General features: G+C 60.9%; 19 protein-coding genes and 1 pseudogene. 13 read left to right on the top strand and 7 right to left on the bottom strand.

The features are described 5' to 3' along the window. Positions 1 to 99 precede the first annotated feature (99 nt). Positions 100 to 2966: pseudogene (locus CNQ84_RS03875) on the bottom strand (HD domain-containing phosphohydrolase). Positions 2967 to 3188: 222 nt separating this feature from the next. On the opposite strand from CNQ84_RS03875, the gene CNQ84_RS03870 reads away from it, so the two are divergent. Genes CNQ84_RS03870 through CNQ84_RS03860 form a run of 3 tightly spaced genes read left to right on the top strand, consistent with a single transcriptional unit; the run spans position 3189 to position 5580 of the window. Further along, complete coding sequence (locus CNQ84_RS03870; protein WP_096003591.1) at positions 3189 to 4157, top strand: alpha/beta fold hydrolase; 969 nt, start codon at positions 3189 to 3191, stop codon at positions 4155 to 4157. Between the two features lie 15 nt (positions 4158 to 4172). Next, a complete protein-coding gene (locus CNQ84_RS03865; protein WP_096003590.1) occupies positions 4173 to 4853 on the top strand; it encodes an SDR family NAD(P)-dependent oxidoreductase in 681 nt (226 codons plus the stop codon). Positions 4854 to 4863: 10 nt separating this feature from the next. Continuing rightward, positions 4864 to 5580, top strand: a complete 717-nt coding sequence (locus tag CNQ84_RS03860) for a hypothetical protein (protein ID WP_217350049.1) — start codon at positions 4864 to 4866, stop codon at positions 5578 to 5580. A 273-nt stretch (positions 5581 to 5853) separates the two neighbouring features. Here the strand turns inward: CNQ84_RS03860 and speA are convergent, their stop codons facing one another. Next, a complete protein-coding gene (gene speA, locus CNQ84_RS03855; protein WP_096003589.1) occupies positions 5854 to 7773 on the bottom strand; it encodes an arginine decarboxylase in 1920 nt (639 codons plus the stop codon). 425 nt (positions 7774 to 8198) lie between these two features. Between speA and CNQ84_RS03850 the strand changes: the two genes are divergently transcribed. From CNQ84_RS03850 to CNQ84_RS03820, 7 genes are all read left to right on the top strand, one after another. Then, on the top strand, positions 8199 to 8969 hold the full coding sequence (locus CNQ84_RS03850) for an SDR family oxidoreductase (protein ID WP_096003588.1): 771 nt from the start codon (positions 8199 to 8201) through the stop codon (positions 8967 to 8969). Between the two features lie 334 nt (positions 8970 to 9303). Next, positions 9304 to 9825: a diaminobutyrate acetyltransferase gene (ectA, locus tag CNQ84_RS03845; RefSeq protein WP_096003587.1), complete on the top strand. Its 522-nt coding sequence runs from the start codon at positions 9304 to 9306 to the stop codon at positions 9823 to 9825. 14 nt (positions 9826 to 9839) lie between these two features. Then, positions 9840 to 11126, top strand: a complete 1287-nt coding sequence (ectB, locus tag CNQ84_RS03840; RefSeq protein WP_096003586.1) for a diaminobutyrate--2-oxoglutarate transaminase — start codon at positions 9840 to 9842, stop codon at positions 11124 to 11126. 13 nt (positions 11127 to 11139) lie between these two features. Continuing rightward, complete coding sequence (locus tag CNQ84_RS03835; RefSeq protein ID WP_083723446.1) at positions 11140 to 11529, top strand: ectoine synthase; 390 nt, start codon at positions 11140 to 11142, stop codon at positions 11527 to 11529. A gap of 82 nt (positions 11530 to 11611) precedes the next feature. Then, positions 11612 to 12526 carry an ectoine hydroxylase gene (gene thpD / locus CNQ84_RS03830; RefSeq protein ID WP_096003585.1) on the top strand — a complete coding sequence of 305 codons (915 nt, stop codon included), beginning with the start codon at positions 11612 to 11614 and terminating at the stop codon, positions 12524 to 12526. Positions 12527 to 12592: 66 nt separating this feature from the next. Continuing rightward, the gene (locus CNQ84_RS03825) at positions 12593 to 14023 is read left to right on the top strand and encodes an aspartate kinase (RefSeq protein ID WP_096003584.1); all 1431 of its coding nucleotides are present in this window, start codon (positions 12593 to 12595) and stop codon (positions 14021 to 14023) included. A 95-nt stretch (positions 14024 to 14118) separates the two neighbouring features. Further along, entirely contained in the window at positions 14119 to 15738 is a 1620-nt protein-coding gene (locus CNQ84_RS03820) for a cation:proton antiporter family protein (protein ID WP_096003583.1), read from the top strand. On the opposite strand, the gene CNQ84_RS03815 is transcribed toward CNQ84_RS03820, so the two are convergent. Further along, the gene (locus tag CNQ84_RS03815) at positions 15674 to 16552 is read right to left on the bottom strand and encodes an alpha/beta fold hydrolase (protein ID WP_096003582.1); all 879 of its coding nucleotides are present in this window, start codon (positions 16550 to 16552) and stop codon (positions 15674 to 15676) included. The genes CNQ84_RS03820 and CNQ84_RS03815 overlap by 65 nt on opposite strands. Before the next feature lie 110 nt (positions 16553 to 16662). Here CNQ84_RS03815 and CNQ84_RS03810 point away from each other — a divergent pair, with 110 nt between their 5' ends. Next, positions 16663 to 17454: an alpha/beta fold hydrolase gene (locus CNQ84_RS03810; RefSeq protein WP_065335885.1), complete on the top strand. Its 792-nt coding sequence runs from the start codon at positions 16663 to 16665 to the stop codon at positions 17452 to 17454. Here the strand turns inward: CNQ84_RS03810 and CNQ84_RS03805 are convergent. After that, positions 17439 to 18155: an SIMPL domain-containing protein gene (locus CNQ84_RS03805; RefSeq protein WP_096003581.1), complete on the bottom strand. Its 717-nt coding sequence runs from the start codon at positions 18153 to 18155 to the stop codon at positions 17439 to 17441. The two genes, CNQ84_RS03810 and CNQ84_RS03805, sit on opposite strands and share 16 nt — an antisense overlap. Positions 18156 to 18408: 253 nt before the next feature. Here CNQ84_RS03805 and pomA point away from each other — a divergent pair, with 253 nt between their 5' ends. Both pomA and CNQ84_RS03795 read left to right on the top strand, forming a co-directional pair. Next, on the top strand, positions 18409 to 19185 hold the full coding sequence (gene pomA / locus CNQ84_RS03800) for a flagellar motor protein PomA (protein ID WP_096003580.1): 777 nt from the start codon (positions 18409 to 18411) through the stop codon (positions 19183 to 19185). Then, positions 19185 to 20099 carry a flagellar motor protein MotB gene (locus tag CNQ84_RS03795; RefSeq protein WP_096003579.1) on the top strand — a complete coding sequence of 305 codons (915 nt, stop codon included), beginning with the start codon at positions 19185 to 19187 and terminating at the stop codon, positions 20097 to 20099. The genes pomA and CNQ84_RS03795 overlap by 1 nt, the downstream gene beginning before the upstream one ends. Here the strand turns inward: CNQ84_RS03795 and flhB are convergent, their stop codons facing one another. From flhB to fliQ, 3 genes are read right to left on the bottom strand one after another with little or no spacing between them, the layout of a single operon-like run. After that, the gene (gene flhB, locus CNQ84_RS03790) at positions 20100 to 21230 is read right to left on the bottom strand and encodes a flagellar biosynthesis protein FlhB (protein WP_096003578.1); all 1131 of its coding nucleotides are present in this window, start codon (positions 21228 to 21230) and stop codon (positions 20100 to 20102) included. It lies immediately after the preceding gene. Then, positions 21230 to 22006, bottom strand: coding sequence for a flagellar biosynthetic protein FliR (gene fliR, locus CNQ84_RS03785; RefSeq protein WP_096003577.1), 777 nt, complete (start codon positions 22004 to 22006; stop codon positions 21230 to 21232). Before fliR ends, flhB begins: the two co-directional genes overlap by 1 nt. Beyond that, positions 22006 to 22275: a flagellar biosynthesis protein FliQ gene (fliQ, locus tag CNQ84_RS03780; protein ID WP_096003576.1), complete on the bottom strand. Its 270-nt coding sequence runs from the start codon at positions 22273 to 22275 to the stop codon at positions 22006 to 22008. Before fliQ ends, fliR begins: the two co-directional genes overlap by 1 nt.

The following is a 22275-nucleotide window of genomic DNA, read 5'->3' as shown; positions in this document are numbered from 1 at the left end:
GCTCTCTTGTTCAGACTCACGGCTGCTGGTGATCCAAGTCACCAGCAGCCGGACAGATTGCCACATTTCTGTCATCTGCGGTCAACAACAAGGAGGCGATCAGGCGATCACTTGCCACTCTCGCAACTGAGCCAGACACCCTTCCACATCGACCTGATCGCACTGCTGCGGCTGCAGGAACAGCTGACCGTATTGCTCGTGCACACCGGTGCGCAAAAACAGCGCGAGCAGCTCTCCGTCGATATGCCGATCCTTGGCCATGAACAGCATGATTCTGACGGCCTCGGACAGCGTTTTTGCCGGCTTGTACGGGCGGTCCGCCGCCGTCAGCGCTTCAAAGATGTCGGCAATGGCCAGCACCCGATCGGGCACCGACAGCTGATCGTCACCCAGCCGACGCGGATAGCCGGTGCCATCGAGCTTCTCGTGGTGTGTTGCGGCCAGCTGCGGTACATCGCGCAGCGCCCGGGGGAACGGCAAGGTACTGAGCATGATCAGGGTCTGCACGATGTGATCGTTGATCTTGAAGCGCTCTTCCGCCGTCAGCGTGCCACGCTGAATGGACAGGTTGTGCAGCTCACCGCGGTCAAAGCTGTATTGCGGCGCATCCATGTCAAAGCCCCAGATGTTACGCGGATCATCCTTGGCCACAGGCGGTTTGCGATCCCCCCAGGGCACCTTGTGCTCGGGCTTGTCGCTGAGCAGGCGCTCAACCACCGGCAGTGCCGGCGCTGGCACGGCCTGCAACTGCTGCATTTCTTCCTGCGACAGACCGAGCCGGTCGTCAAAGTGGCGCACCCAGGTTTGCTCGGCAATCTGTCGTAAGCGCTCGACGTCCTGCTCGCGCATGAACTCGCCACCGACGTTTGCCTTGGCCACTTCGTCAAATTCGGCCTGCAGACGTTGTCGGGTCTGCGCCAACTCGGCGGCCAGCTCCGCCTCGTCTCGCCCTTCGGCAACGCCCTGCCAATAGCGAATCTCCGCATCTCGCCACAGCACCTCAAAGCGCGTGCGAACCTCATGAATGCGGTTGTAGATGGTTTCCAGCTTGGTGGCCTTGTCGACTACGTATTCAGGGCTGGTGATCTTGCCGCAGTCATGCATCCAGGCCGCAATGCGGAAGGCATAGCGTTGTTCTTCATCCATCGAGAACTCAGCCAGTGCGCCACTTTCCGAGGCCAAGGCACGGTGGAGCAACATCTCGGCCAGCTGCGGCACACGATCGCAGTGTCCGCCGGTGTAGGGCGACTTGGCGTCAATGGCCGTGGCCAGCAGACGAATGATCGACTCCATCAACACCTGCTGGTCATCGAACAGCTGGCGCGTTTCGATGGCAACAGCCAGGGTACCGGACAGGCTCTCCAGAAACTGGCGCAGACTCTTGACCATGTTTGAGGTCAATAGCGGCGAGACCTCTACCGCAAGCACGCCGATCAGATTTTCCTGACGGTCTCGCAGAGCCAGCGTCATATAGCGATGATCCCGGTCCAGACGTGCCGCCAGCACCTGCTCCGGCTTACTGCGCAGCTCCTCATCCAGCGTCAACGACTGCGGGTAATGCTCGTCATTGATACCACTGGCCAGCCTCAACTCACCGCTCTGCTCCTCATACAGAAACACCGCCCCGCCACGTCCTTTGGCCATCGCGATCAAGTGGCCCAACACCACATCAAGCATGCGCTCCAGGCGCGTCTCGCGACTCAGCGCCAGTGAAATCTGCTGAAAATGATTGATCGCCCCCGCCATTCGGCTGAGCACACCGCCGAGTTCGTTGACCTCGCGAATGCGCGAACGCACACCGATCTTCTGACTGAAGTCCATGTTGGCCAGACCACCCACCTGATCAGCCAGCGCCTTGAGCGGCCCGCCCAAACGCTGGCCCAGCGCCCAACCCACCAGTACCAGCAGCAACAGCAACACCAGCGCCCAGGTCGCCTGCTGACGCAGAATACCCACAACCCCGGCCAGCATCTCCTTACCGGGCATGGCAATCAGCACCCGACCGAGCTCATCGCCAATGCGAGTCAGTGGCAGGCTGATGACGTACCAGTCACCGTCATCGCGTGACAGCAGTGCCACCTCCGCAGGATCGGCATCCATTGCTGCCAGCTCGCTCAGCACCGGCACGCCTAGCTCCTCAATGGTGGCCAATCGCGGCTCCTGCGCGCCTTCCAGCACGATCAGGCGGTCCATGTCCGGATAGGTAACAACCCGCTCTCCGCTGACAATCGCCATCTCCGTGCCGGGCGTCAGGTGCATGTCCTTGACCTCAACGGCCAGGTCATCCACGGCCGCATCCAGCCCCATCACCACGCCGGTCAGCTTGCTGCGCCGCGCCATGGTCAGACCAACCTGATGAGTGGTGAAGAAGAGATAGGGTTCGGTCAGCACCACCCCGTCGCGGGTCTGCGCCAGCTGGTACCAAGGCCGCTCACGGGGGTCATATCGGTATTCGGGTACCGGCCTGCTGCCGGTCTGCTGCAGCTCCGCATTGAAGAACAGCCAACGTCCGAGCATGCGCTCGCCATCGCGCTCAACCGACTGCACCAGAAAATGCGTCCCCTCCGGGAGCTGGTAGCGATCGAGCCCCCATCGGGCACCCGGCGCACAAGAAAGAACTCACCATCGGGGTAGCCGGCATACACGGCACTCACCGTTCTACCGTCACCCAGCAATTGAGCCAGGGCTGGCATGCGGCTCGCCCGCTCGCGCAGCGAGTCGGCGGTGACCAGCGGATCGTGCACCAGAATGCTCAACGCATTCTCGCCAGGCGACAGCAAACGCTCGGCGCGCTCATTGAGCAACGCGCCAATCTGCTTGGCCGAATCCGATGCCGCCGCAACCAGCACCGCACGCGCCCCCCGATAGCCCTGCAGCGCAGTGACCGCCAGCATGGTCAGCAGACAGATCACAATCGAGACAGCGATCAGGCCCTGCAAGGTAATCCACGGACGCGCTTTGCTCATCGCCTTTCCTTATTTACGATGCCCACACGACTTTTTGGCCCAGCAACCTGAGCATAGCTCAGCCTAAAACCCGCGCCGCCCAGGCAACCGCGAGCCGCTCTGCGCACGAATCATGCACCGCACCGATAGTCGACACTTCGGCTGGTGAATGCGCATGCGACAATCGCGCCATATCGCCGCCGATTTGCCATAGTGTGGCCTCAGGACTCATTGGAGAGCAGTATGCAGCAGACAAAACAACAACTGATCAAGGTCAACGGCATTCAGCTCAGCGTGCATATCGCAGGCCCGGAGAGCGGCAAGCCGGTCTGGCTGCTGCATGGATTCCCGGAGTGCTGGTACTCGTGGCGTCATCAAATCACGGCGCTGGCGGCCCAGGGCTATCGCGTGTTTGCCCCGGAAATGCGCGGTTACGGTGCGACCGAGGCGCCAGAGGCGGTCGAGGCCTATGACCTGATCACCATCTGCGGCGACATTCAGGGCGCGATGAACCATTTTGGCCACGAGCAGGTAGCCATGCTCGGCCACGACTGGGGCGCCCCCATTGCCTGGCACCTGGCGCTACTGGAGCCGGCCCGCGTCAAGGCGGTGTGCGGCCTGTCGGTGCCCTTCGGCGGGCGCCCGCGTCAGCCGGCAATCAACATGATGCGCGAGGCCTACAAGGACAAATTTCATTACATGCTGTACTTCCAGACTCAGGGCCCGGCCGAAGCCGAACTGGCCGCGGATATCCCGCGCACCATGCGCCTGATGATGCACGGACTGGACAATCAGGAAGGCGGCGCCCTGGTGCAGGACAAACCGGCCGACTCGGCCTGGCTCGAGGACTACAGCGACCCGGGCAAGCCGCCCGCCTGGTGCTCCGACGAGGCCTTCGAGGTCTACGTCAAAACCTTTGAGCAAAGCGGTTTCCGCGGCCCGATCAACTGGTATCGCAACTTTGAGCGCAACTGGGAACGTACCGAGTCGCTGGCTGGCCGCCAGATCGAGCAACCTGCCCTGTTCCTGATCGGCGATCGTGACCCGGTCGGCACATTGGAAGCCTATACCATCAAGAAAATGCCCAGCGTGGTGCCGCAGGTCGAACAGCATGTGATCGCCGACTGCGGCCACTGGATTCAGGCAGAGAAGCCGTCCGAGGTAAACAGCTTGCTACTGCCGTTTCTGGAGCGCTACTTCCCCGCAACCTGACAAGGGAGAAGAACGATGAGCCTGTGTGATCTGAGTAACAAGCGCATCCTGCTGACCCAGGCAGGGGACTTCATGGGGCCCGCTTTGCAACGCACACTGCAAGCCTGCGGCGCGGAGGTCGTGGCTGACAACCGCGACTTTCTGGACCCGAAGGCGCCCCAGAAGCTGATCGCCGAAGCAGGCAGCCTTGACGTGCTGCTACTGAATCTGGGCGTGCCCGCGCCAAGCACACCGGCCGATCAGGTAGAGGATGAAGAGTGGGGCCTGCTGTTTCGCCACATGGTCGACCCGCTGCCACGATTCGCCCGCGCCGTCCTGCCAGCCATGACCGAGCGCGGCCATGGCAAGATTGTGCTGATGGGCAGCGCCTCGGCCCTGCGCGGCATGAAGCGAGCTTCGAGCTACAGCGCTGCACGCGGTGCGCAGCTGGCCTGGGTGCAGGCCGTGGGCGCGGAGGTCGCAGGCAAGGGCGTGCAGGTCAACGCCATCGCCCAGAACTTTGTCGACAACCCCACCTATTTCCCACCCGAGATTCAGGCCAACCCGGCGTTTCAGGCGCGCCTGCAGCGCGAAGTGCCGCTCGGGCGACTGGTCTCGGCAGAAGAAGACAGCCACTTTGCCGCCTATCTGTGCTCGGACGCGGCGAACTGTTTCGTTGGCCAGGTATTCCCGGTCTGCGGCGGCTGGAGTCATTAAGGAATTTACGATGCAAAACACGATACCGACCATGATCCGCAAACGTTTCTGCGGCCCACCCAACAGTGGCAACGGCGGCTACGTCTGCGGCCTGCTGGCCAAGGCCATGAACGAGCCCTGCCAGGTCACCCTGCATGCTCCGCCGCCACTAGACACCGACCTTGTGATCGTACGCGACGCGGACGGTGCCCGCCTGCTGCAGGGCGAGACCCTGCTCGGCAGTGCCCGCCCCTATCAGTTTGCGTTGACGCCACCGCCCGCCGTCAGCCTGGCCGACGCCGAAGCCGCCCGCCCCCGCTTCAGCGGCTACGAGCAGCATGGCCTGCCCGGTTGCTTTGTCTGCGGTACCGACCGCTGTGAGCACGATGGCCTGCTGCTGCACACCGGCCCGGTGACCGGTCGCAACGATACCGTCGCCTGCGCCTGGACGCCGGACAGCACCCTGGACGCCGGCGACGGCACTGTGGCCCCGGAGTTTGTCTGGGCGGCGCTGGATTGTCCCGGTTACTTTGCCGTGAAAGATCAGGCCGGCGTGGCGCTGCTAGGCCGCTTTGCGGCGCACATCGAACGCCCGATCAAGGTCGGTGAGCAACTGGTCGTGACCGGCTGGGCCATCGCCCACGATGGCCGCAAGCACCAGGCCGGCACCGCCCTCTATACAGCAGACGGCCAGCCAGTAGCCTGGGCCGAGGCCACCTGGATCAGCTTGCAGAAACAGGCGGCCTAAGGAAGCACTGACCAATTCCACACGCCCTCTGCGAGTGCTCAAGCGTGCAGATGCAAGGCGCGATGTACAGCCAATAGTGGTGCTATTGGCAAGCAGCGCAACGCAGCAGATGCATGCTTGAGCGCTCGCCCTACGGGGCGTTCAGGCTGGGCCGCACTCTGCGTTGAGATTTCTCGACAGGTCCCGACATGCCTTCGAAACCACGCCTTGATTGCAGCCCAGCCTGAACGCCAGAGGGCATGCGGAATTAATCAGTGCTTCCTTAACACCAGGTTACTCGGCGTTGAGGTAAGAAGATCGCGTCAGCCCAAGTCGCAGCGCATCCAAAAAACGGGTGCGTTCGGCTGGGCTCAGACGCGCACCCGCCACCTTGTCCCGATACAGCGTGACCAGCTCATCCGGCGCAAAGTGCACGTAGCGCAGCATGTCTTCGATGGTGTCGTGCGTTTCGATACCACCGTGCACTACGCGGCCGTCAGAGCGCAGGTAAACGTTGACCGAATCAGTGTCACCGAACAGGTTGTGCATATCGCCGAGAATTTCCTGATAAGCACCCACCAGGAAAATCCCCAGCAAATAGTCCTCACCCTCACGCAGATCATGCACCGGCAGCGTGTTCTCGATGCTCTGCTCATCGACGTAGTGACGTATCTTGCCATCCGAATCACAGGTCAGATCCTGCAGCACCGCGCGACGCAGCGGCTCTTCTTCCAGCCGGTCCAGCGGCACGATCGGCAGCACCTGATCAATCGCCCAAGTATCAGGCAGGCTCTGGAATACGGAGAAGTTGCAGATGTACTTGTCGGCCATCTTGTCATTCAGCTCATCCAGCACCTGACGATGGGAGCGCTGACGCGCTTTAAGCTGCACATGCAAGCGGTTGCACAGGGCGTAGTAGCACTGCTCTGCCAGCGCCTTCTCGGACAGGCTGAGCTTGCCCTCGGCGTACTGCGCGGCCACATCGGCCATATAGTGCGTCGCGCGCCAGTAGGTCTCGGTGACCATTTCGATGTCATGCTGATCCTGCAGACGGACCAGGTTGCGGACCACCGCCGGCAACTCGTCCAGGTCCTCGATCTCGGGCATCACGTCGTTGTAGCGCTCAACGTCCGTTACCTGCACTACCAGCACCGCATGATGCGCAGTCATCGCCCGACCACTCTCAGAGAAGATGTGCGGATGCGGCAGTCCCTGCTCGTCGCAGAAATCACGCAACATGCCCACCACCGTCTGCGCGTACTCATTGACGTCATAGTTGATGGAGCTGGCGTTGCGCGAATGCGTGCCGTCGTAGTCGACGCCCAAGCCGCCGCCCACATCGATATGGTCGACCGGCAGCCCCAGCGCGCGCAGCTCGCCAAAGTAGCGAATCGCTTCACGAAAACCGTGCTGATAGTCCGCCAGATTGGCAATCTGCGACCCCATGTGAAAATGCAGCAAGCGCACGCCGTCCTGCAGATTAGCTGCCCGAAAGGTATCGACCACGCGCAGCAGCTGGGCGGCAGAAAGCCCGAACTTGGACTTCTCGCCGCCGGTGTCGGCCCACTTGCTGGACGCCAGCGATGACAGCCGCACACGCAGGCCAACCTGAGGCGTGACACCGAGCTTCTCGGCCTCCTCGATCACCAGACGGACCTCAGACTCCTTCTCGATTACGATGAACACCTTGTGGCCGAGCTTCTGGCCAATCAGCGCCAGATGGATAAACTCACGATCCTTGTAGCCATTGCAGACGATGGTGCCCCCCTTGGGCGCCAGCGCCAGCACCGCCATCAATTCCGGCTTGGAACCCGCCTCCAGGCCAATGGAGACGTTCTCGGTGGCAATCACGTTTTCTACCACCGCTTCCTGCTGGTTGACCTTGATCGGATAAAGCGCGGTGTAGCCCGCGCCATACTCCAGCGCCTCGATGTTACGGTCAAAGGCGCCAGTCAACTGACGCACGCGCGCCTGCAGAATGTCCGGAAAACGCACCAGCAACGGCAGATCCAGCCCGCTCTCGCGCAGTTGCCCTACCAGCTCGTGCAGGTCGATGCTGCCCGCCTGCGGACCGCGCGGCATGACCTCGACATGACCCTGTTCATTGACGTTGAAATACCCCGCGCCCCAATGGCGAATACCGTAGACACTGCGGCTGTCGGCCACGGTCCACGCCGATGCGTCTTCTTTGCGCGAACGTCGAACAGATCCCATTGCTTCCTCACTCTACTCGCTGGTTGGGCTCGCCATTGTGAACCTTGTTCGTGACAACAGTTCCGTTGGCGACTCTAGGGCCTGTTGCCGTTTCGTTCATCCGCCTGCCGAAAAATGCCCCCGGCCCTCGGGGTGGGGCCGCCGAGGTTGCGCCTGTAAAGCCGCCACTCGGCGTCGCTCGTCGCTCACGTGGAATGACCACGCTACGCTTCTCGCTCCTTGATTGGCGGCTTTACAGGCTGCAACAGGCGGGCTAACGAAACGACAACAGGCCCTAGCCAAGGATAAGCCAAAAGCCATCTGCCCGCAGCGCCCACCATGATCGGGCATTTGCGTGCTCTATAAGCCACCGTCGCACTTGGGGCAGGGTGCACGCTGGTTTAACGTAGCCACCTGCACCGCATACCAACAACAAGGAGACTCCCATGCAACAGTACTTCAGCCTGGCCGGGCGCACCGCCCTGGTCACCGGTGGCAGCCGCGGCATTGGCCGCATGATCGCCCAGGGCTACCTGGAAGCCGGCGCGCGCGTCATCATCTGCTGCCGCAAGATTGCAGAGGGCCAGCAAACCGCGCAGGAGCTCAGCCAGTATGGCGAGTGCACCGCCCTGGCCGCTGACCTGTCCACCGAGGCAGGCGCCCGTCAGCTGGCCGCCGATGTCGGCAAGCTCACCGACCGCCTGGATATTCTGGTCAACAACGCCGGCACCAGTTGGGGGGCGCCGCTGGAAGACTTCCCGGTATCGGGTTGGGAAAAAGTCATGCAGTTGAACGTCATCTCGGTGTTCAGCTGCATCCAGCAGTTGCTGCCGCTGCTGCGCGCCTCGGCCAACGCCGACAATCCGGCACGCGTCATCAACATCGGCTCGGTAGCGGGCATCAGCTCCTTCGGCGAGCAAGCCTACTCTTACGGCCCAAGCAAGGCCGCTGTACACCAATTGTCGCGCAACCTCGCCCGCGAACTGGTCAGCGAGCATATCAACGTCAATGTGATCGCCCCCGGCCGCTTCCCGAGCAAGATGACCAGCCACATCCACAGCGACCCCGAGGCCATGGCCGAAGACTGTCAGCACATTCCGATGAAACGCTGGGGCCGCGAAGAAGAAATGGCCGCGCTGGCGATCATGCTGGCCGGCACCGGCGGCGCCTACATGACCGGCAACATCATTCCGATCGACGGCGGCTTCACCCTGTAAGCGCAACGCCAACCCTCTGCAGATGCCCGCCGCCCGGCGGGCGCTCTTCCCTCCTGAAAACCGCCCTGATCACGCCCCAGCGTGAGGCATTGCTGCGCCCGGACGGTGCACCCGAAGGCACCCAAGCCCGTTCCCACGCAGCCCCCACCAGACGGGGCATAGCGCCAAATTGATTACACAAGAAAATAGTTTGATGACAAATCTATTTAACAGCTATAAACATATTCAAACCACACAAAACCGCATGAACACGGCGTTTAATGCGGGTTGAGATAATTTTTTGGATATGTTTATTATGGAAAAAGCATATACGCATAAGCATTAGGAACCCGGTTTGTCACTTACACCCGTAACACTACGAAAACCTAATAGCACGGACGGCTTCGCCCTGAACAACCTGGTCGAACGCTGCAAGCCGCTAGACACCAACTCGGTGTACTGCAACCTGCTGCAGTGTCACGACTTTGCCGATACCGCGATCGCTGCCGAGACAGCTGATGGCGATCTGGTCGGCTTTATTTCCGGCTATCGTCCGCCGGCGCGCCAAGACACCTTGTTTGTCTGGCAGGTCGCCGTGGACAGCCGCATGCGTGGTCAGGGGCTGGCCTTGAAGATGCTGCTGGCACTGATTGAACGCGTTCGCGCAGACGGTGTCAGTCGATTGGAGACCACTATTTCTCCAGGCAACGACGCATCCGAGGCGCTGTTCAAGAAAGCCTTCCGCCTGCTGGGCGCCGAGTACAGCACCGAAGTGCTGTTCTCCCGCGAAACCCATTTCAATGGCCAGCACGATGATGAAGTCATCTACCGCGCTGGCCCGTTCACCCAATCTGCACCCCAATCAGCTCAAGCTTGAGATCAGGAGATCACATGAACACCTTTGAACAGTTCGAGAAAAACGAATCGGATATTCGCAGCTACTGCCGCTCGTTCCCGGTGGTCTTCAAGCAGGCCCGCGGCGCCGAGCTGGTGACCCGCGAGGGCAAGAGCTACATCGACTTCCTAGCCGGCGCCGGCACCTTGAACTACGGGCACAACAACCCGGTTCTGAAAAAGGCACTGATCCAGTACCTGGAAGATGACGGCATCACCCACGGCCTGGACATGTACTCCGACGCCAAAGAACGCTTTCTGGAGACCTTCAATCGGGTGATTCTGGAACCGCGCGGCCTGGGTAAATACAAGGTTCAGTTCAGCGGTCCGACCGGTGCCAACTCGGTTGAAGCAGCGCTCAAGCTGGCCCGCAAGGTCACCGGCCGCAGCAATGTCATCAGCTTCACCAACGGTTTCCATGGCTGCACCATCGGCGCCCTGGCCGTTACGGGTAACGGCCATCATCGTGGCGCCGCCGGCGTACCGCTGTCAGAGGTCAGCCGCATGCCCTACGCCAACTACTTTGGCGACAAGGTCAACACCATCGCCATGATGGACAAAATGCTCAGCGACCCGAGCAGCGGCATCGACAAGCCCGCAGCCGTGATTGTGGAAGTCGTTCAGGGCGAAGGTGGTCTGAACACCGCTTCTGCCGACTGGATGCGCAAACTGGAAAAACTGTGCCGCAAGCATGAAATGCTGCTGATTGTCGACGACATCCAGGCTGGCTGCGGTCGTACCGGCACATTCTTCAGCTTTGAAGAAATGGGTATCAAGCCGGACATCATCACCCTGTCCAAGTCGCTCAGCGGCTTTGGCCTGCCGTTTGCCATCGTGGTCATGCGCAACGAACTCGACCAGTGGGAGCCGGGCGAACACAACGGTACCTTCCGTGGCAACAACCACGCTTTCGTTACCGCTGCTGCTGCGCTGGAGCACTTCTGGGTCAACGACGAGTTCGCCAAGAGCGTGCAGGCCAAGGGTAAGCGTATCGCTGACGGCATGCAGAAGATCGTCCGTAAGCACGGCCCCGACTCCCTCTACCTCAAGGGTCGCGGCATGATGCTGGGCATCAACTGCCCGGATGGCGACACCGCCGCCGCCATCTGCAAGGAAGCCTTTGCCAACGGCCTGGTGATCGAAACCAGCGGCAACCATAGCCAGGTTGTCAAATGCCTGTGCCCGCTGACCATCACCGAAGAGCAGATCGACAAGGCCCTGACCATTCTGGACGCAGCTTTCGCCAAAGTGATGGCTGAGCAGGTCGCCAACCAAGCTTCTTGAGGAAATAGAGAACATGATCGTACGTACACTGGAAGAATGCGAAAACTCCGAACGCCGCGTCGCCACCGAGACCTGGGAAAGCACCCGGATGCTGCTCAAGGACGACCAGATGGGGTTTTCCTTCCACATCACCACCATCTACGCCAATAAAGAGACCCACATCCATTACAAGAACCACTTGGAGTCGGTCTACTGCATGAGCGGGAACGGTGAGATCGAAACCCTGTCGGACGGTAAGGTATATCAAATCCGTCCCGGCACGCTGTACATCCTGGACAAGCACGACGAGCACATGCTGCGCGGCGGTACCGAGGACATGAAAATGGCCTGTGTATTCAACCCGCCACTGAGCGGCAAGGAAGTACACGACAAGGACGGGGTCTACCCCGTCGATAACAGCTGAGAACCAAACGGCCTGTTGTCGCTGCGCCCCCGCTAACGGTGGAGAGAACGACACGACAACAGGCCCTATATAAGGAGGATTAATGACGGCAGCGGTTGACCTGTATCCCACACGCCGCCAAGACCAGCCCCGCTGGCACGAGCGAATTGACCCGATAGTCTATCGGCGCCATGAACGCGAAGCGCCGCTAACGGCGCAGCAGATTGCCCGCTTTGAACGCGATGGTTTCCTGCTACTGCCCAATGCATTCAGCGCGGAGGAAGTTGCCGTTTTCCGCCGAGAGGTTGAACGGTTACGCAGCGACAAGGGCATCCTTGCCAGTGACGCTGCCATACGCGAACCGGACAGCGGCGCCTTGCGCTCGCTGTTCGCGATTCACCAGAGCAGCGAGCTGTTCGCCAAGGTAGCAGCAGATAAGCGCATCGCCGCCAAGGTTCAGCACCTGCTCGATGGTGACCTGTACGTGCACCAATCGCGTCTGAATCTGAAACCCGGTTTCAAAGGCAAGGAGTTCTACTGGCACTCCGACTTTGAAACCTGGCACGCTGAGGATGGATTGCCGCGCATGCGCACCATCAGCTGCTCTATTCTGCTCACCGACAATTCGCCCTTCAACGGCCCGCTGCTGCTGGTGCCGGGGTCACATCGCCACTTTATAGGCTGTGTGGGTGAGACTCCGCAGGAGCATTACCGCCGCTCGTTACGCAAGCAGGAGCTGGGGGTACCGGATGACGCCAGCCTTGCCGACATGGTCAGCGAGGGTGGCATCACCGCCGCAACCGGCCAGGCCGGCTCGGTGGTACTGTTTGACTGCAACACGCTGCACGGCTCCAACAGCAATATTACGCCGGATCCGCGCAGCAACCTGTTCTACGTGTACAACCACGTGGATAATCTGCCGGTCGAGCCTTTCGGGGCCGATACACCCAGACCGGCATTCGTGGCCGAACGCGGCCCGGTAACACCACTGCGCATTACGACGCAGCGTTACCTGTAACGGGAGCATGAGGCTCCCGACCTGCTGGTGGCAGGACCGATTTCACCAAAGACAGAAACCAGGACTATGCATACAGTAGAGAAAATCGGCGGCACCTCGATGAGCCGCTTTGAGGAAGTACTGAACAACATTTTCATTGGCCAACGTCAGGGTACCGAGCTGTACCAGCGTGTTTTCGTTGTCTCTGCCTACAGCGGTATGACCAACATGCTGCTCGAACACAAGAAAACCGGCGAGCCCGGTGTGTACGAGCGCTTTGCCGACGCCCACAACGAGGACGCCTGGCTGGACGCGCTGGACGCCGTGCAGCAAGCGATGCTGAACAAGAACGCAGAGCTGTTCAGCGGCGAGTACGAGCTGCAGGCGGCAAACCGCTTTATTGAAGGCCGCATCAGCGATGTGCGCGACTGCATGGTGAGTCTGCAGCAGCTGTGCTCCTACGGTCATTTCCAGCTGACCGAGCACCTGATGAAAGTCCGCGAGATGCTGGCGTCGCTGGGCGAGGCGCACAGCGCCTTCAATACCGTACTGGCACTCAAGAAGCGCGGCGTAAACGCGCGTCTGGCCGATCTGACCGGCTGGAACCAGCGCGAGCCCAAGAGCTTCCAGGACATGGTGCGCGACGGCTTCGATGGCATCGACTTCAGCCGTGAGCTGGTTGTCGCAACCGGCTACACCCACTGCAGCGAAGGCCTGATGAACACCTTTGATCGTGGCTACAGCGAAATCACCTTCGCGCAGATTGCGGCCGCCACCGGCGCCAGCGAGGCGATCATTCACAAGGAATATCACCTCTCCAGTGCCGATCCGACCCTGGTCGGCGTCGACAAGGTCGTCACCATCGGCCGTACCAACTACGACGTGGCCGATCAGCTGTCCAACCTGGGCATGGAGGCGATCCACCCCAAGGCGGCACGCACCCTGCGCCGCGCAGGCATTCATCTGCGCATCAAGAACGCCTTCGAGCCGGATCACGGCGGCACCTTGATTAGCCAGGATTACTGCAGCGAGAAGCCCTGCGTCGAGATCATCGCCGGCCGCAAGGACGTCTTTGGCATCGAGGTATTCGACCAGGAAATGCTGGGCGACGTGGAGTACGACCTGGAAATCACCAAACTGCTGAGAAAGCTCAAGCTGTACGTGGTGAACAAGGACTCGGATGCCAACAGCATCACCTACTATATTTCCGGCTCGCGCAAGATGATCAACCGTGCCTCTCGCCTGATCGAGGAGCGCTATCCGATGGCGGAGGTCAACGTGCATAACATTGCCATCGTGTCGGCGATCGGCTCGGACCTCAAGGTCAAAGGCATTCTGGCCAAGACCGTGGCGGCCCTGGCCGAAGCCGGCATCAGCATCCAGGCGGTGCATCAGTCTATCCGCCAGGTTGAAATGCAGTGCGTGGTTCAGGAAGAGGATTACGACGCCGCGATTGCTGCGCTGCACCGCGCATTGATCGAGCCGGAAAACCACGGAGATGTGATCGTCGCGGCCTAACCCGGTTGGCAATCGTATAACGCACAAACCCGGCTCAGGCCGGGTTTGTGCGTTATAGTCGGGCAACAGGAATAACCCGATAACGGAATGCTGTTGTGATTGAAGCTGTCTGGATTGCCTTTGCCTTCGGCCTGGGCCTGCTGTTCAAGCAGGTCGGCCTGCCCCCGCTGATTGGATACCTTGGTGCCGGTTTTGCCCTTTCCCTGCTGGGCGAGCGCGTCGGCGTGGGTCCGGACGACAGCTATATCCTCACCCACATTGCGCACCTTGGCGTCCTGCTACTGCTGTTCACCGTCGGCCTCAAACTGAAGGTCAAGAATCTGGTACGCCCCGAAGTGGTTGGCGGCAGCCTGCTCCACTTTGGCCTGTCGACCGCGCTGTTTTTACCCGCCTTCCTCTATTTGCTCGACCTGCCGCTTGGCGAAGCCAGCCTACTGGCCATGGCGCTGTCATTCTCCAGCACGGTACTGGCCGCCAAGGTACTCGAAGGCAAACGCGAGCTGCGGGCCTTCCACGGTCGTGTGGCGATTGGCGTCCTGATCATGCAGGACCTGATTGCCCTGGTCGCCATCAGCATCGCCAGCGGCAAAAGCCCATCGAGCTGGGCCCTGATGGTGCTGATCCTGCCGCTGTGCAAACCCATTTTGTACAAGCTACTGGACCTCAGCGGACATGAAGAGCTGATGGTCCTGCTTGGCCTGCTGCTGGCACTGGTGGTCGGCGGCGCCGGCTTTGAAACGCTGGGGCTAAGCTCCGAGCTGGGCGCCCTCGCCTTTGGCGCCATGCTGGCTGGTCACAAGCGCGCCGGCGAGCTGTCGCAGTCGCTGTGGAGTTTGAAGGAGATCTTTCTGGTAGGGTTCTTCCTGCAGATCGGCCTGGGCGGCCTGCCGGATCAGCATGCACTGATCTTCGCGCTGGTCATGACCCTGTTGCTGCCCTTGAAGAGCGCGCTGTTCTTCGCCCTTTTCGTTGGCTTCAAGCTGCGCGCGCGCAGCGCCTTTCTGAGCAGCCTGACATTGACCAACTACAGCGAATTCGGGTTGATCATGGCGAGCCTGGTGCTGCCACAATGGCTGGTGCCGCTGGCACTGACCGTCGCCTTCTCCTTTGTGATCTCTGCACCGCTAAACCGCATCGTACACAGCATCTATGAGCACATCGCCCCGCTGCTCACCCGTTTTGAGCGTGATATCCGCCACCCCGACGAACAGCCGATCACCCTGGATGATGCGCAAATTCTGATCATGGGTCTGGGTCGGACCGGCCGGGCAGCCTACGATAACCTGTCGGAGAAGGGCTACCGGGTGATTGCTCTGGACTCGGACCCGGTTGCCGTAGAAACCAGCCTGCAGGCTGGCCGCCGCGCACTGTTTGCCGATGCCGAGGACCCGGTGTTCTGGCAGAACCTCGACATGCCCAACATCCACTCGGTGATTCTGGCGATGAACGATGCCGAGGCCAAGACCATCACCGTGCATAACCTGCGTGGTCGTGGCTTTGACGGCCTGATTGTCTCTCATGCCATGTACGAGGACATCGCCCGCCGCATCATCCAGGCCGGCGCGGACCACACCTACCTGACCATGAGCGAAGCCGGTACAGGCCTTGCAGAGCACGTCGCACGGAGCATTCAGGAGCGCAGCCGTTTGCTCAGTGACGGGCAGTCAGAAATTCGACCACCTGGGCGGCCGCCGCAGCCGGATGCTCAAGCATGAAACAGTGCCCGCCAGCGGTCTGGTGCGCACTGACCTGGCTATTGCTGACAGCCAGTCGGCGGGCTGACTGAATGACAAACGGATAGGTACGATCACCGTAGACGATACGGGTCGGGGTTTTCAGGCGGCGCAGCGACGACCACAGCCCCTTTGGCATGGTGCGAAACACCTCAGCCTCACGGCTGGGCCGGCAGCACAACTCAACACCACCACCCGAGCGCTCGCGCAGCGCATGGGAGATATGCGCCTCAAAGGCGGTTTCATCCCAACCGCGGAACATACCGCGATTATGCAAGCCAGCATGGGCAGCGGTGCGATCCGGCCAATAGTCACGCCGGGCGGCCGCACGCTTGGCCACCGCATGGTCATTCAAGCCCACCAGCCCCAGCCCGCGACGCAGGGCGATGAGTGCAGGCGGGAAGAGCACCGGATCGAGCAACACCGCGCGCTCGAACAATGCCGGTTCCGCCGCCATCATCAAGGCACTGAGCACGCCGCCAAAGCTGTGCCCACAGGCCAGGCTCGGCACATCACCAAATTGCTCACGCCCCGCGCGAAACGCCTCGGCCGCCGCCTCTGCATTTCGATTCCAGCCAACAAAACGCTCGCCATGGTCGCTTTGTCCGTGCCCCTGCAGATCGCAGAGCCACAGATCAAAGTGCTCAACCAGCAACGCCAGCATGGGCTCATAGGTACGGGTACAAAAACCATTACCATGCAAAAAATGCAGCAAGGGCTTGCCGCTGGGCCGGGTGTGCCAGCCACGCAGGGTAAAACCGGCGCTGACAGCGTGCGCCCAGGGTAACAACTCCATCCGGTGAACTCCCCCAAAACAAGGCAGACAGTCTAATCCGCCGCCCATAGCCTGTCAGCGGCATTCCCGTCTGTTAATCTGGCGTTTCGGCCTTGATCACGATAACGCGCATGCTCCATACCACCCTTTCCGGCGACGGCCCCACGCTCGTATGGGCCCATGGCCTGATGCACTCAACGGAGTTTGAGAGCCGCACCGGCTGGTTTCACCCCGTCCAGCCAGACCCGCTGCGCCGGGTGCGCTTTGATGCCCGCGGGCACGGCCGCTCGCCGGGCAGCATCGATCCTGCCGACTATCTATGGTCCAGTCAGGCCGGTGACCTGCTGTCGCTGGCCGACGCCCAGGCAACCGGGCTTTACGCGTTGGGAGGGCATTCGATGGGCTCGGCCAGCGCCCTGCTGGCAGCCCTGCGCGCACCCGAGAAGGTGTCCTGCCTGGTACTGGCGACGCCACCCACCGCCTGGCACACGAGACCCGCTCAAGTACGACGCTACCGGCAGATGCAACGCATTATTCAGCAACGCGGACTGGCCAGCCTAGTCTCGCTGGCAGCACAAAACCCCGCCCTGCCCGCCTGGCTGCTCGCGGCCAGGCCCGGGGACGCCGCGGCGTCGCTGGACGCACTGGCACAGATGCACGCCGACGACCTGCTGGCGATACTAGACGCTGCCTGCCAGTGCGACCTGCCGCCAGCAGCAGCCCTTGAGCAGCTGCAAATCCCGACACTGATACTGGCCTGGCGTGACGACCCGATTCACCCGCTAGAAACCGCGCAACGGCTGGCAGCCGCCTTGCCGCTGGCCGAGCTGCAGGTGATCGACGACGTCAACGCCCTGCATGCTTGGCCGGCCAGCATCAGCCACTTCGTGCTCCGCCACGCGGCAGACTACTCCAGGCTGTAGTCGATATTGGTGACCACCCTGATACGCTTGATTTCAGGTGTAAAGGGGTCCACGTCATTGATCGAAAAATAACCCTGGGTCGCACGCCGAATGCTGCCGACCGTGCTGCCCGAATCACGGGCAAACTGATCAGCCGCGGCTCTGGCATCGGCGGTGGCATCGGCGATCATCTCCGGCTTGATCGACTCCAGCTGAGTGAACAGAAAGGTCGGCTGAAACTCGTAACTCTGGGTCAACGCCACCCCGGACTTGACCAGCTCGCCGACGCTCTGCATTCCCGCCTTCACCGCATCCACATCCTGCGTGCGTACCAGCACGGTTACCTCAGCGCGATAGCGTTCGGGCGGCAGGTTGGCGCCGTAACTGTTGGCGTGTTGATCGACAATCTTGGGCACCGACAACTGTATGTCCGCCTCGGTAAAGCCCTTCAGCAACAGGAAAGAGCGCACCAGTCCTTGCTGGGTATCGATATCGCTCTGCAAACGATCAAGGCTGTCACCACTGACGCTGAAGTTAACCGGCCACAGAGCCAGATCGGCGGCGACCTCGCGCTCCGCCAAACCTTTGACACTCACTAGCCGGTCGGCGCCACGGAACTCCAACAAACCGGTTTTCAAGCTGACACCGACAAAGCCCAGGGCCAGCGCAATCAAAGCCGCTGCCAGCAGCGACCAGAGGGAACAACGTGCAACTGCAGACATGAATACTCTCCATCAGAGCCCTCGCGGCAGCAAAAATGCTAAGCATCGGGCGTTTGCAATATCGCCAAGCCCACATAGAATAGACCTTGTGGGAAGCCGATCAATCCCGCACGCTAGCGGCACAGAGCGATCTGTCCGCCCTGCCTTGCAGCGCACTCACTTGCAGGGCTGAGCAAAACCGATCGGCAGTCCCGATGTAGCCCGCGTAAAGCCCTTTGGCTGTCAACCCGTCGTTCAGTTCCAGGAGTCCCTGTTGGATCTCGCAACCCTGATAGGTCTTATCGGCGCAATCGGCATTATTGCCGCGTCAATCTTGCTGGGCACTGGTGCTCAGGTGTTCTTCAATGTGCCTTCCCTGCTGATCGTGATCGGGGGCAGCCTGTTCGTGGTGCTTGCCAAATTCAATGTCAGTCAATTTATTGGCGCCATTAAAGTTGCCGGCCGCGCTTTCCGCTTCAAGCTGCCCGATACCGAAGCCAGTATCAGCGAACTGGTCGAACTGGCTACCCTGGCCCGCAAGCAAGGCCTGCTGGCCCTGGAAGAGAAAGAAATCTCCCAACCCTTTCTGGCCAGCGGCATCCAACTGCTGATTGATGGCCATCCGCAGGAAACCGTGAAAGCGATCCTGGAAAAAGAACGCGTGCTGACGCTGGACCGCAACCGCTGGGGCGCCAAGGTATTTTCCGCGCTGGGCGATGTTGGCCCGGCCATGGGCATGATCGGTACGCTGATCGGTCTGGTACAGATGTTGTCCAATATGGAAGACCCGAAATCAATCGGCCCAGCCATGGCAGTCGCCCTGCTCACCACGCTGTACGGGGCCATGCTCGCCACCATGATCTGCCTGCCCATCGCCGACAAGCTGACCCTGCGCATGACCGAAGAGGCGCGCATGCAGGCGCTTTGGATAGACGCCATTCTGGCTATCCAGGAAGGCACCAACCCACGCGTCATCGAGCAACTGCTGCGCAGCTACCTGCCTGAGAACAAACGTGACAAAGCCGCCGCTGGCGAGGCGCAGGACGCCTGATGGAAGAACAGGAAGACGATAGCCCCGGCATCCCGGCGTGGGTCATGACCTTCGCCGACCTGATGTCGCTGCTGATGTGCTTTTTCGTACTGCTGCTGTCATTCTCGGAAATCGACGCGCAGAAGTTCAAGCAGATTGCCGGCGAGTTATCCAAGGCCTTCGGCGTGCAGCGCGATATTCCGGCGCTTGATATCCCGATGGGTACCAGCCCAATTTTCGACAATTTCTCCCCCGGCAAGCCTGAACCCACGCCGGTAGACAGCGTGCGCCAGCAAACCACCGAGGAATCCCCGCAACTCGACACCCTGCGCGCCGAAATGGAAACCGAACTGCAGGAGCAGGTACAGAGCACCACCGAGCAACAGATCGACACCAGCGTCGACGCCCTGCGTGATGTGCTGGAAAACGAGCTGCAGGAAGGGCGTATCCAACTCGAGCATGATCGCAAGCGAATCATCATTCGGGTCGAGGAAAAAGGCTCCTTCCCGTCTGGTTCAGCCGACATGACCGAAGACTTTCACGCCATGCTCGATCGCATCGCCGAGGTGCTCGCCGAGCTGCCGGGCGAGGTCACCATTGAAGGCCATACCGACAATATCCCGATCCACACCAATCGCTTCCAGTCCAACTGGGACCTGTCAGCCGCACGCGCCTCGTCAGTAGCCAACGCCCTGCTGCTGGACGACAGCATCAAGCCTGAACGCATTCGCGTGCAGGGCTACGCCGAGACCCGTCCGCGCGCCAGCAATGAATGGCCGGAAACCCGCGCACTGAACCGCCGGGTGGAAATCATTCTGGACCTGTCCGGTTCGATTGAAGAATACGAGGCAGAGCTGCGCCGGCTGATGGAGGAGGATCTGGGTGACCTGATTCAAGATCTGGAGCTGCAGCACAACCCAACCCCGCGCCCCTGATCAGCGCTTGAGGTCATCCGGGATCGGCGGCTGCGGCATCGGCCCCGGCCGCTTGCCCTGACCTGCGCGGAACTGGCGCAGCTGGAAGACATACGCCAGCACCTGCGCCACGGCCAAATACAGCCCGGCCGGAATCTCGCGATCCAGCTCGGTACTGTAAAACACCGCCCGCGCCAGCGGGGCTGATTCCAGCACCACAATCTGGTTTTCGCTGGCTACCTCGCGAATGCGCTGCGCCACCAGGTCAGCCCCCTTGGCCAGCAGCACCGGCGCACCGGTCGCCAGCGGGTCGTACTTCAGCGCTACGGCAAAATGCGTCGGGTTGGTGATCACCACATCGGCCTGTGGCACCTTGTCCATCATCCGGCGCTCGGCCATTTCACGCTGCAACTGACGAATACGCCCTTTCACTTCGGGCTTGCCCTCGGAATCCTTGAACTCGTCCTTGACCTCCTGCTTGGTCATCCGCAGCTTCTGCTTGTGGTCCCACAGCTGAAACGGCACATCGACTGCTGCTATCAGGATCAGTGACGCAGACAGGATGATCAGGGAGGAGGCAAGTACCCAGGCGCAGTGCACTATCGCTGACTGCAGCGACTCCTGGCCCATGCTGAGCAGATCCTCGGTTCGCAGGTGGAGTACCAGCAAGGCGGCGCCCAGCACCACCAGGAACTTGCCCAACGCCTTGAGCAGCTCGACCAGTGCCTTGAGCGAGAACATGCGCTTGAGGCCTGCCAGCGGATTCATGCGCTCGAACTTAGGCGCTAGGGACTTGATGCTGAACAGCCAGCCACCCAGCAGTACCGGCCCCACGATAGAGGCCACCAGCAACAGGAAAAACAGCGGCCCCAACACTTCCAGCCCCTCGCCCACCGAAGCAAACAGGTGCAGGCCCATACTGTCATTGCTGTAGAGCGCTTCGCGCTCAATGCTGAAGTTGAAGCTCATGATGTTCATCAGCTTCTGCACCATCGCCGGCCCCAGCGTCAGCAGGCCCACCGCCGCGACCATCACCACCGCCAGCGTATTGAGCTCGCGCGAGCGCGCTACCTGCCCCTTGTCACGCGACTCCTGGAGTCGCTTGCCCGTGGGCTCCTCCGTGCGTTCCTGACCGCTATCGGATTCAGCCATCAGCCCGCCCTCACCAGTGCACGCAGGTAAATCAGCGCCTCCGCTGCCAGCGCCTGATACTGCGCCAGCACATTACCCAGCAGCACCCAGAGGATGAACAGGCCAAACACCAACGTCAGCGGAAAGCCGATGGAAAAAATGTTCAGCTGCGGCGCAGCACGCATCATCACACCAAAGGAAATATTGACGATCAGCAGCGCGGTAATCGCCGGCAGACCGATCAGAATGGCGGCGGCCATTACCCAGGAGAACCGCAGCACCAGCGCCTGAAAGTCGAGCCGCCCGAGACTCTCACCAATGGGCAACGTGGTGAAGCTCTCAACCAGCACCTCCAACACCACCAGGTGGCCGTTCATGGCCAGAAACAACAGCGTCACCAGCATAGTGAAGACCTGGGCAACGACCGCAACCGAAATCCCCATGCTGGGGTCGTTCATCGACGCGAACCCCAGGCCCATCTGCATGGCAACAATCTGTCCGGCCAGCACGTGAATCTGAAACAGTAGCTGCAGCGAAAAGCCCATCGCCGCGCCAATCAGAATCTGCTCGCCGATCAACAGCCAGCTTTGCAGCGACAACGCATCGATCGTCGGCACCTCGCCGATCTGTGGGGCCACCAGGGCCGTGATGGCCAACGCCAGGTAGAGACGGATGCGCACCGGCAGCAGCTGCGTGCCAATCACCGGCATGGTCATCAACAGGGAGGCAATGCGAAACAGCACCCACAGGTAGCTACCTACCCAGCGACTGATCTCGGCGCTGGAGAGCTCCAACATCAGCCGATCAATCCGGGTATCTGCCGATACAGGGTATCGGTGAACTCGACCATCTGTGTCGCCAGCCAGGGCCCAAGCCAGATCAGGGTCAGAAAGGTGATCAGCAAACGCGGCAAGAAGCTGAGAGTCTGTTCGTTGATCTGTGTTGCCGCCTGAAACATGGCAACAATCAGGCCTATGAGCAGACTTGGCAGTACCACGATGGCGACCACCACCGAGGTCAGCCAGAGCGCTTGTCGAAACAGATCGATCGCCACTTCGGGAGTCAT

Source organism: Pseudomonas abyssi (genome assembly GCF_002307495.1).
GTDB classification, from domain to species: domain Bacteria; phylum Pseudomonadota; class Gammaproteobacteria; order Pseudomonadales; family Pseudomonadaceae; genus Halopseudomonas; species Halopseudomonas abyssi.
The sequence above is the reverse complement of the archived record's forward strand: the minus strand, read 5'-3'. Positions and strand labels throughout refer to the sequence as shown.

What these genes read in the sequence shown, in the direction of transcription:
- flhB (WP_096003578.1), bottom strand. Translation starts at nt 21,230, where the DNA reads ATGGCTGAATCCGATAGCGGTCAGGAACGCACGGAGGAGCCCACGGGC.
- thpD (WP_096003585.1), top strand. Translation starts at nt 11,612, where the DNA reads ATGACGGCAGCGGTTGACCTGTATCCCACACGCCGCCAAGACCAGCCC.
- CNQ84_RS03865 (WP_096003590.1), top strand. Translation starts at nt 4,173, where the DNA reads ATGAGCCTGTGTGATCTGAGTAACAAGCGCATCCTGCTGACCCAGGCA.
- CNQ84_RS03810 (WP_065335885.1), top strand. Translation starts at nt 16,663, where the DNA reads ATGCTCCATACCACCCTTTCCGGCGACGGCCCCACGCTCGTATGGGCC.
- fliR (WP_096003577.1), bottom strand. Translation starts at nt 22,006, where the DNA reads ATGTTGGAGCTCTCCAGCGCCGAGATCAGTCGCTGGGTAGGTAGCTAC.
- fliQ (WP_096003576.1), bottom strand. Translation starts at nt 22,275, where the DNA reads ATGACTCCCGAAGTGGCGATCGATCTGTTTCGACAAGCGCTCTGGCTG.
- speA (WP_096003589.1), bottom strand. Translation starts at nt 7,773, where the DNA reads ATGGGATCTGTTCGACGTTCGCGCAAAGAAGACGCATCGGCGTGGACC.
- CNQ84_RS03835 (WP_083723446.1), top strand. Translation starts at nt 11,140, where the DNA reads ATGATCGTACGTACACTGGAAGAATGCGAAAACTCCGAACGCCGCGTC.
- CNQ84_RS03815 (WP_096003582.1), bottom strand. Translation starts at nt 16,552, where the DNA reads ATGGAGTTGTTACCCTGGGCGCACGCTGTCAGCGCCGGTTTTACCCTG.
- CNQ84_RS03825 (WP_096003584.1), top strand. Translation starts at nt 12,593, where the DNA reads ATGCATACAGTAGAGAAAATCGGCGGCACCTCGATGAGCCGCTTTGAG.
- CNQ84_RS03870 (WP_096003591.1), top strand. Translation starts at nt 3,189, where the DNA reads ATGCAGCAGACAAAACAACAACTGATCAAGGTCAACGGCATTCAGCTC.
- ectB (WP_096003586.1), top strand. Translation starts at nt 9,840, where the DNA reads ATGAACACCTTTGAACAGTTCGAGAAAAACGAATCGGATATTCGCAGC.
- CNQ84_RS03850 (WP_096003588.1), top strand. Translation starts at nt 8,199, where the DNA reads ATGCAACAGTACTTCAGCCTGGCCGGGCGCACCGCCCTGGTCACCGGT.
- CNQ84_RS03805 (WP_096003581.1), bottom strand. Translation starts at nt 18,155, where the DNA reads ATGTCTGCAGTTGCACGTTGTTCCCTCTGGTCGCTGCTGGCAGCGGCT.
- CNQ84_RS03795 (WP_096003579.1), top strand. Translation starts at nt 19,185, where the DNA reads ATGGAAGAACAGGAAGACGATAGCCCCGGCATCCCGGCGTGGGTCATG.
- CNQ84_RS03860 (WP_217350049.1), top strand. Translation starts at nt 4,864, where the DNA reads ATGCAAAACACGATACCGACCATGATCCGCAAACGTTTCTGCGGCCCA.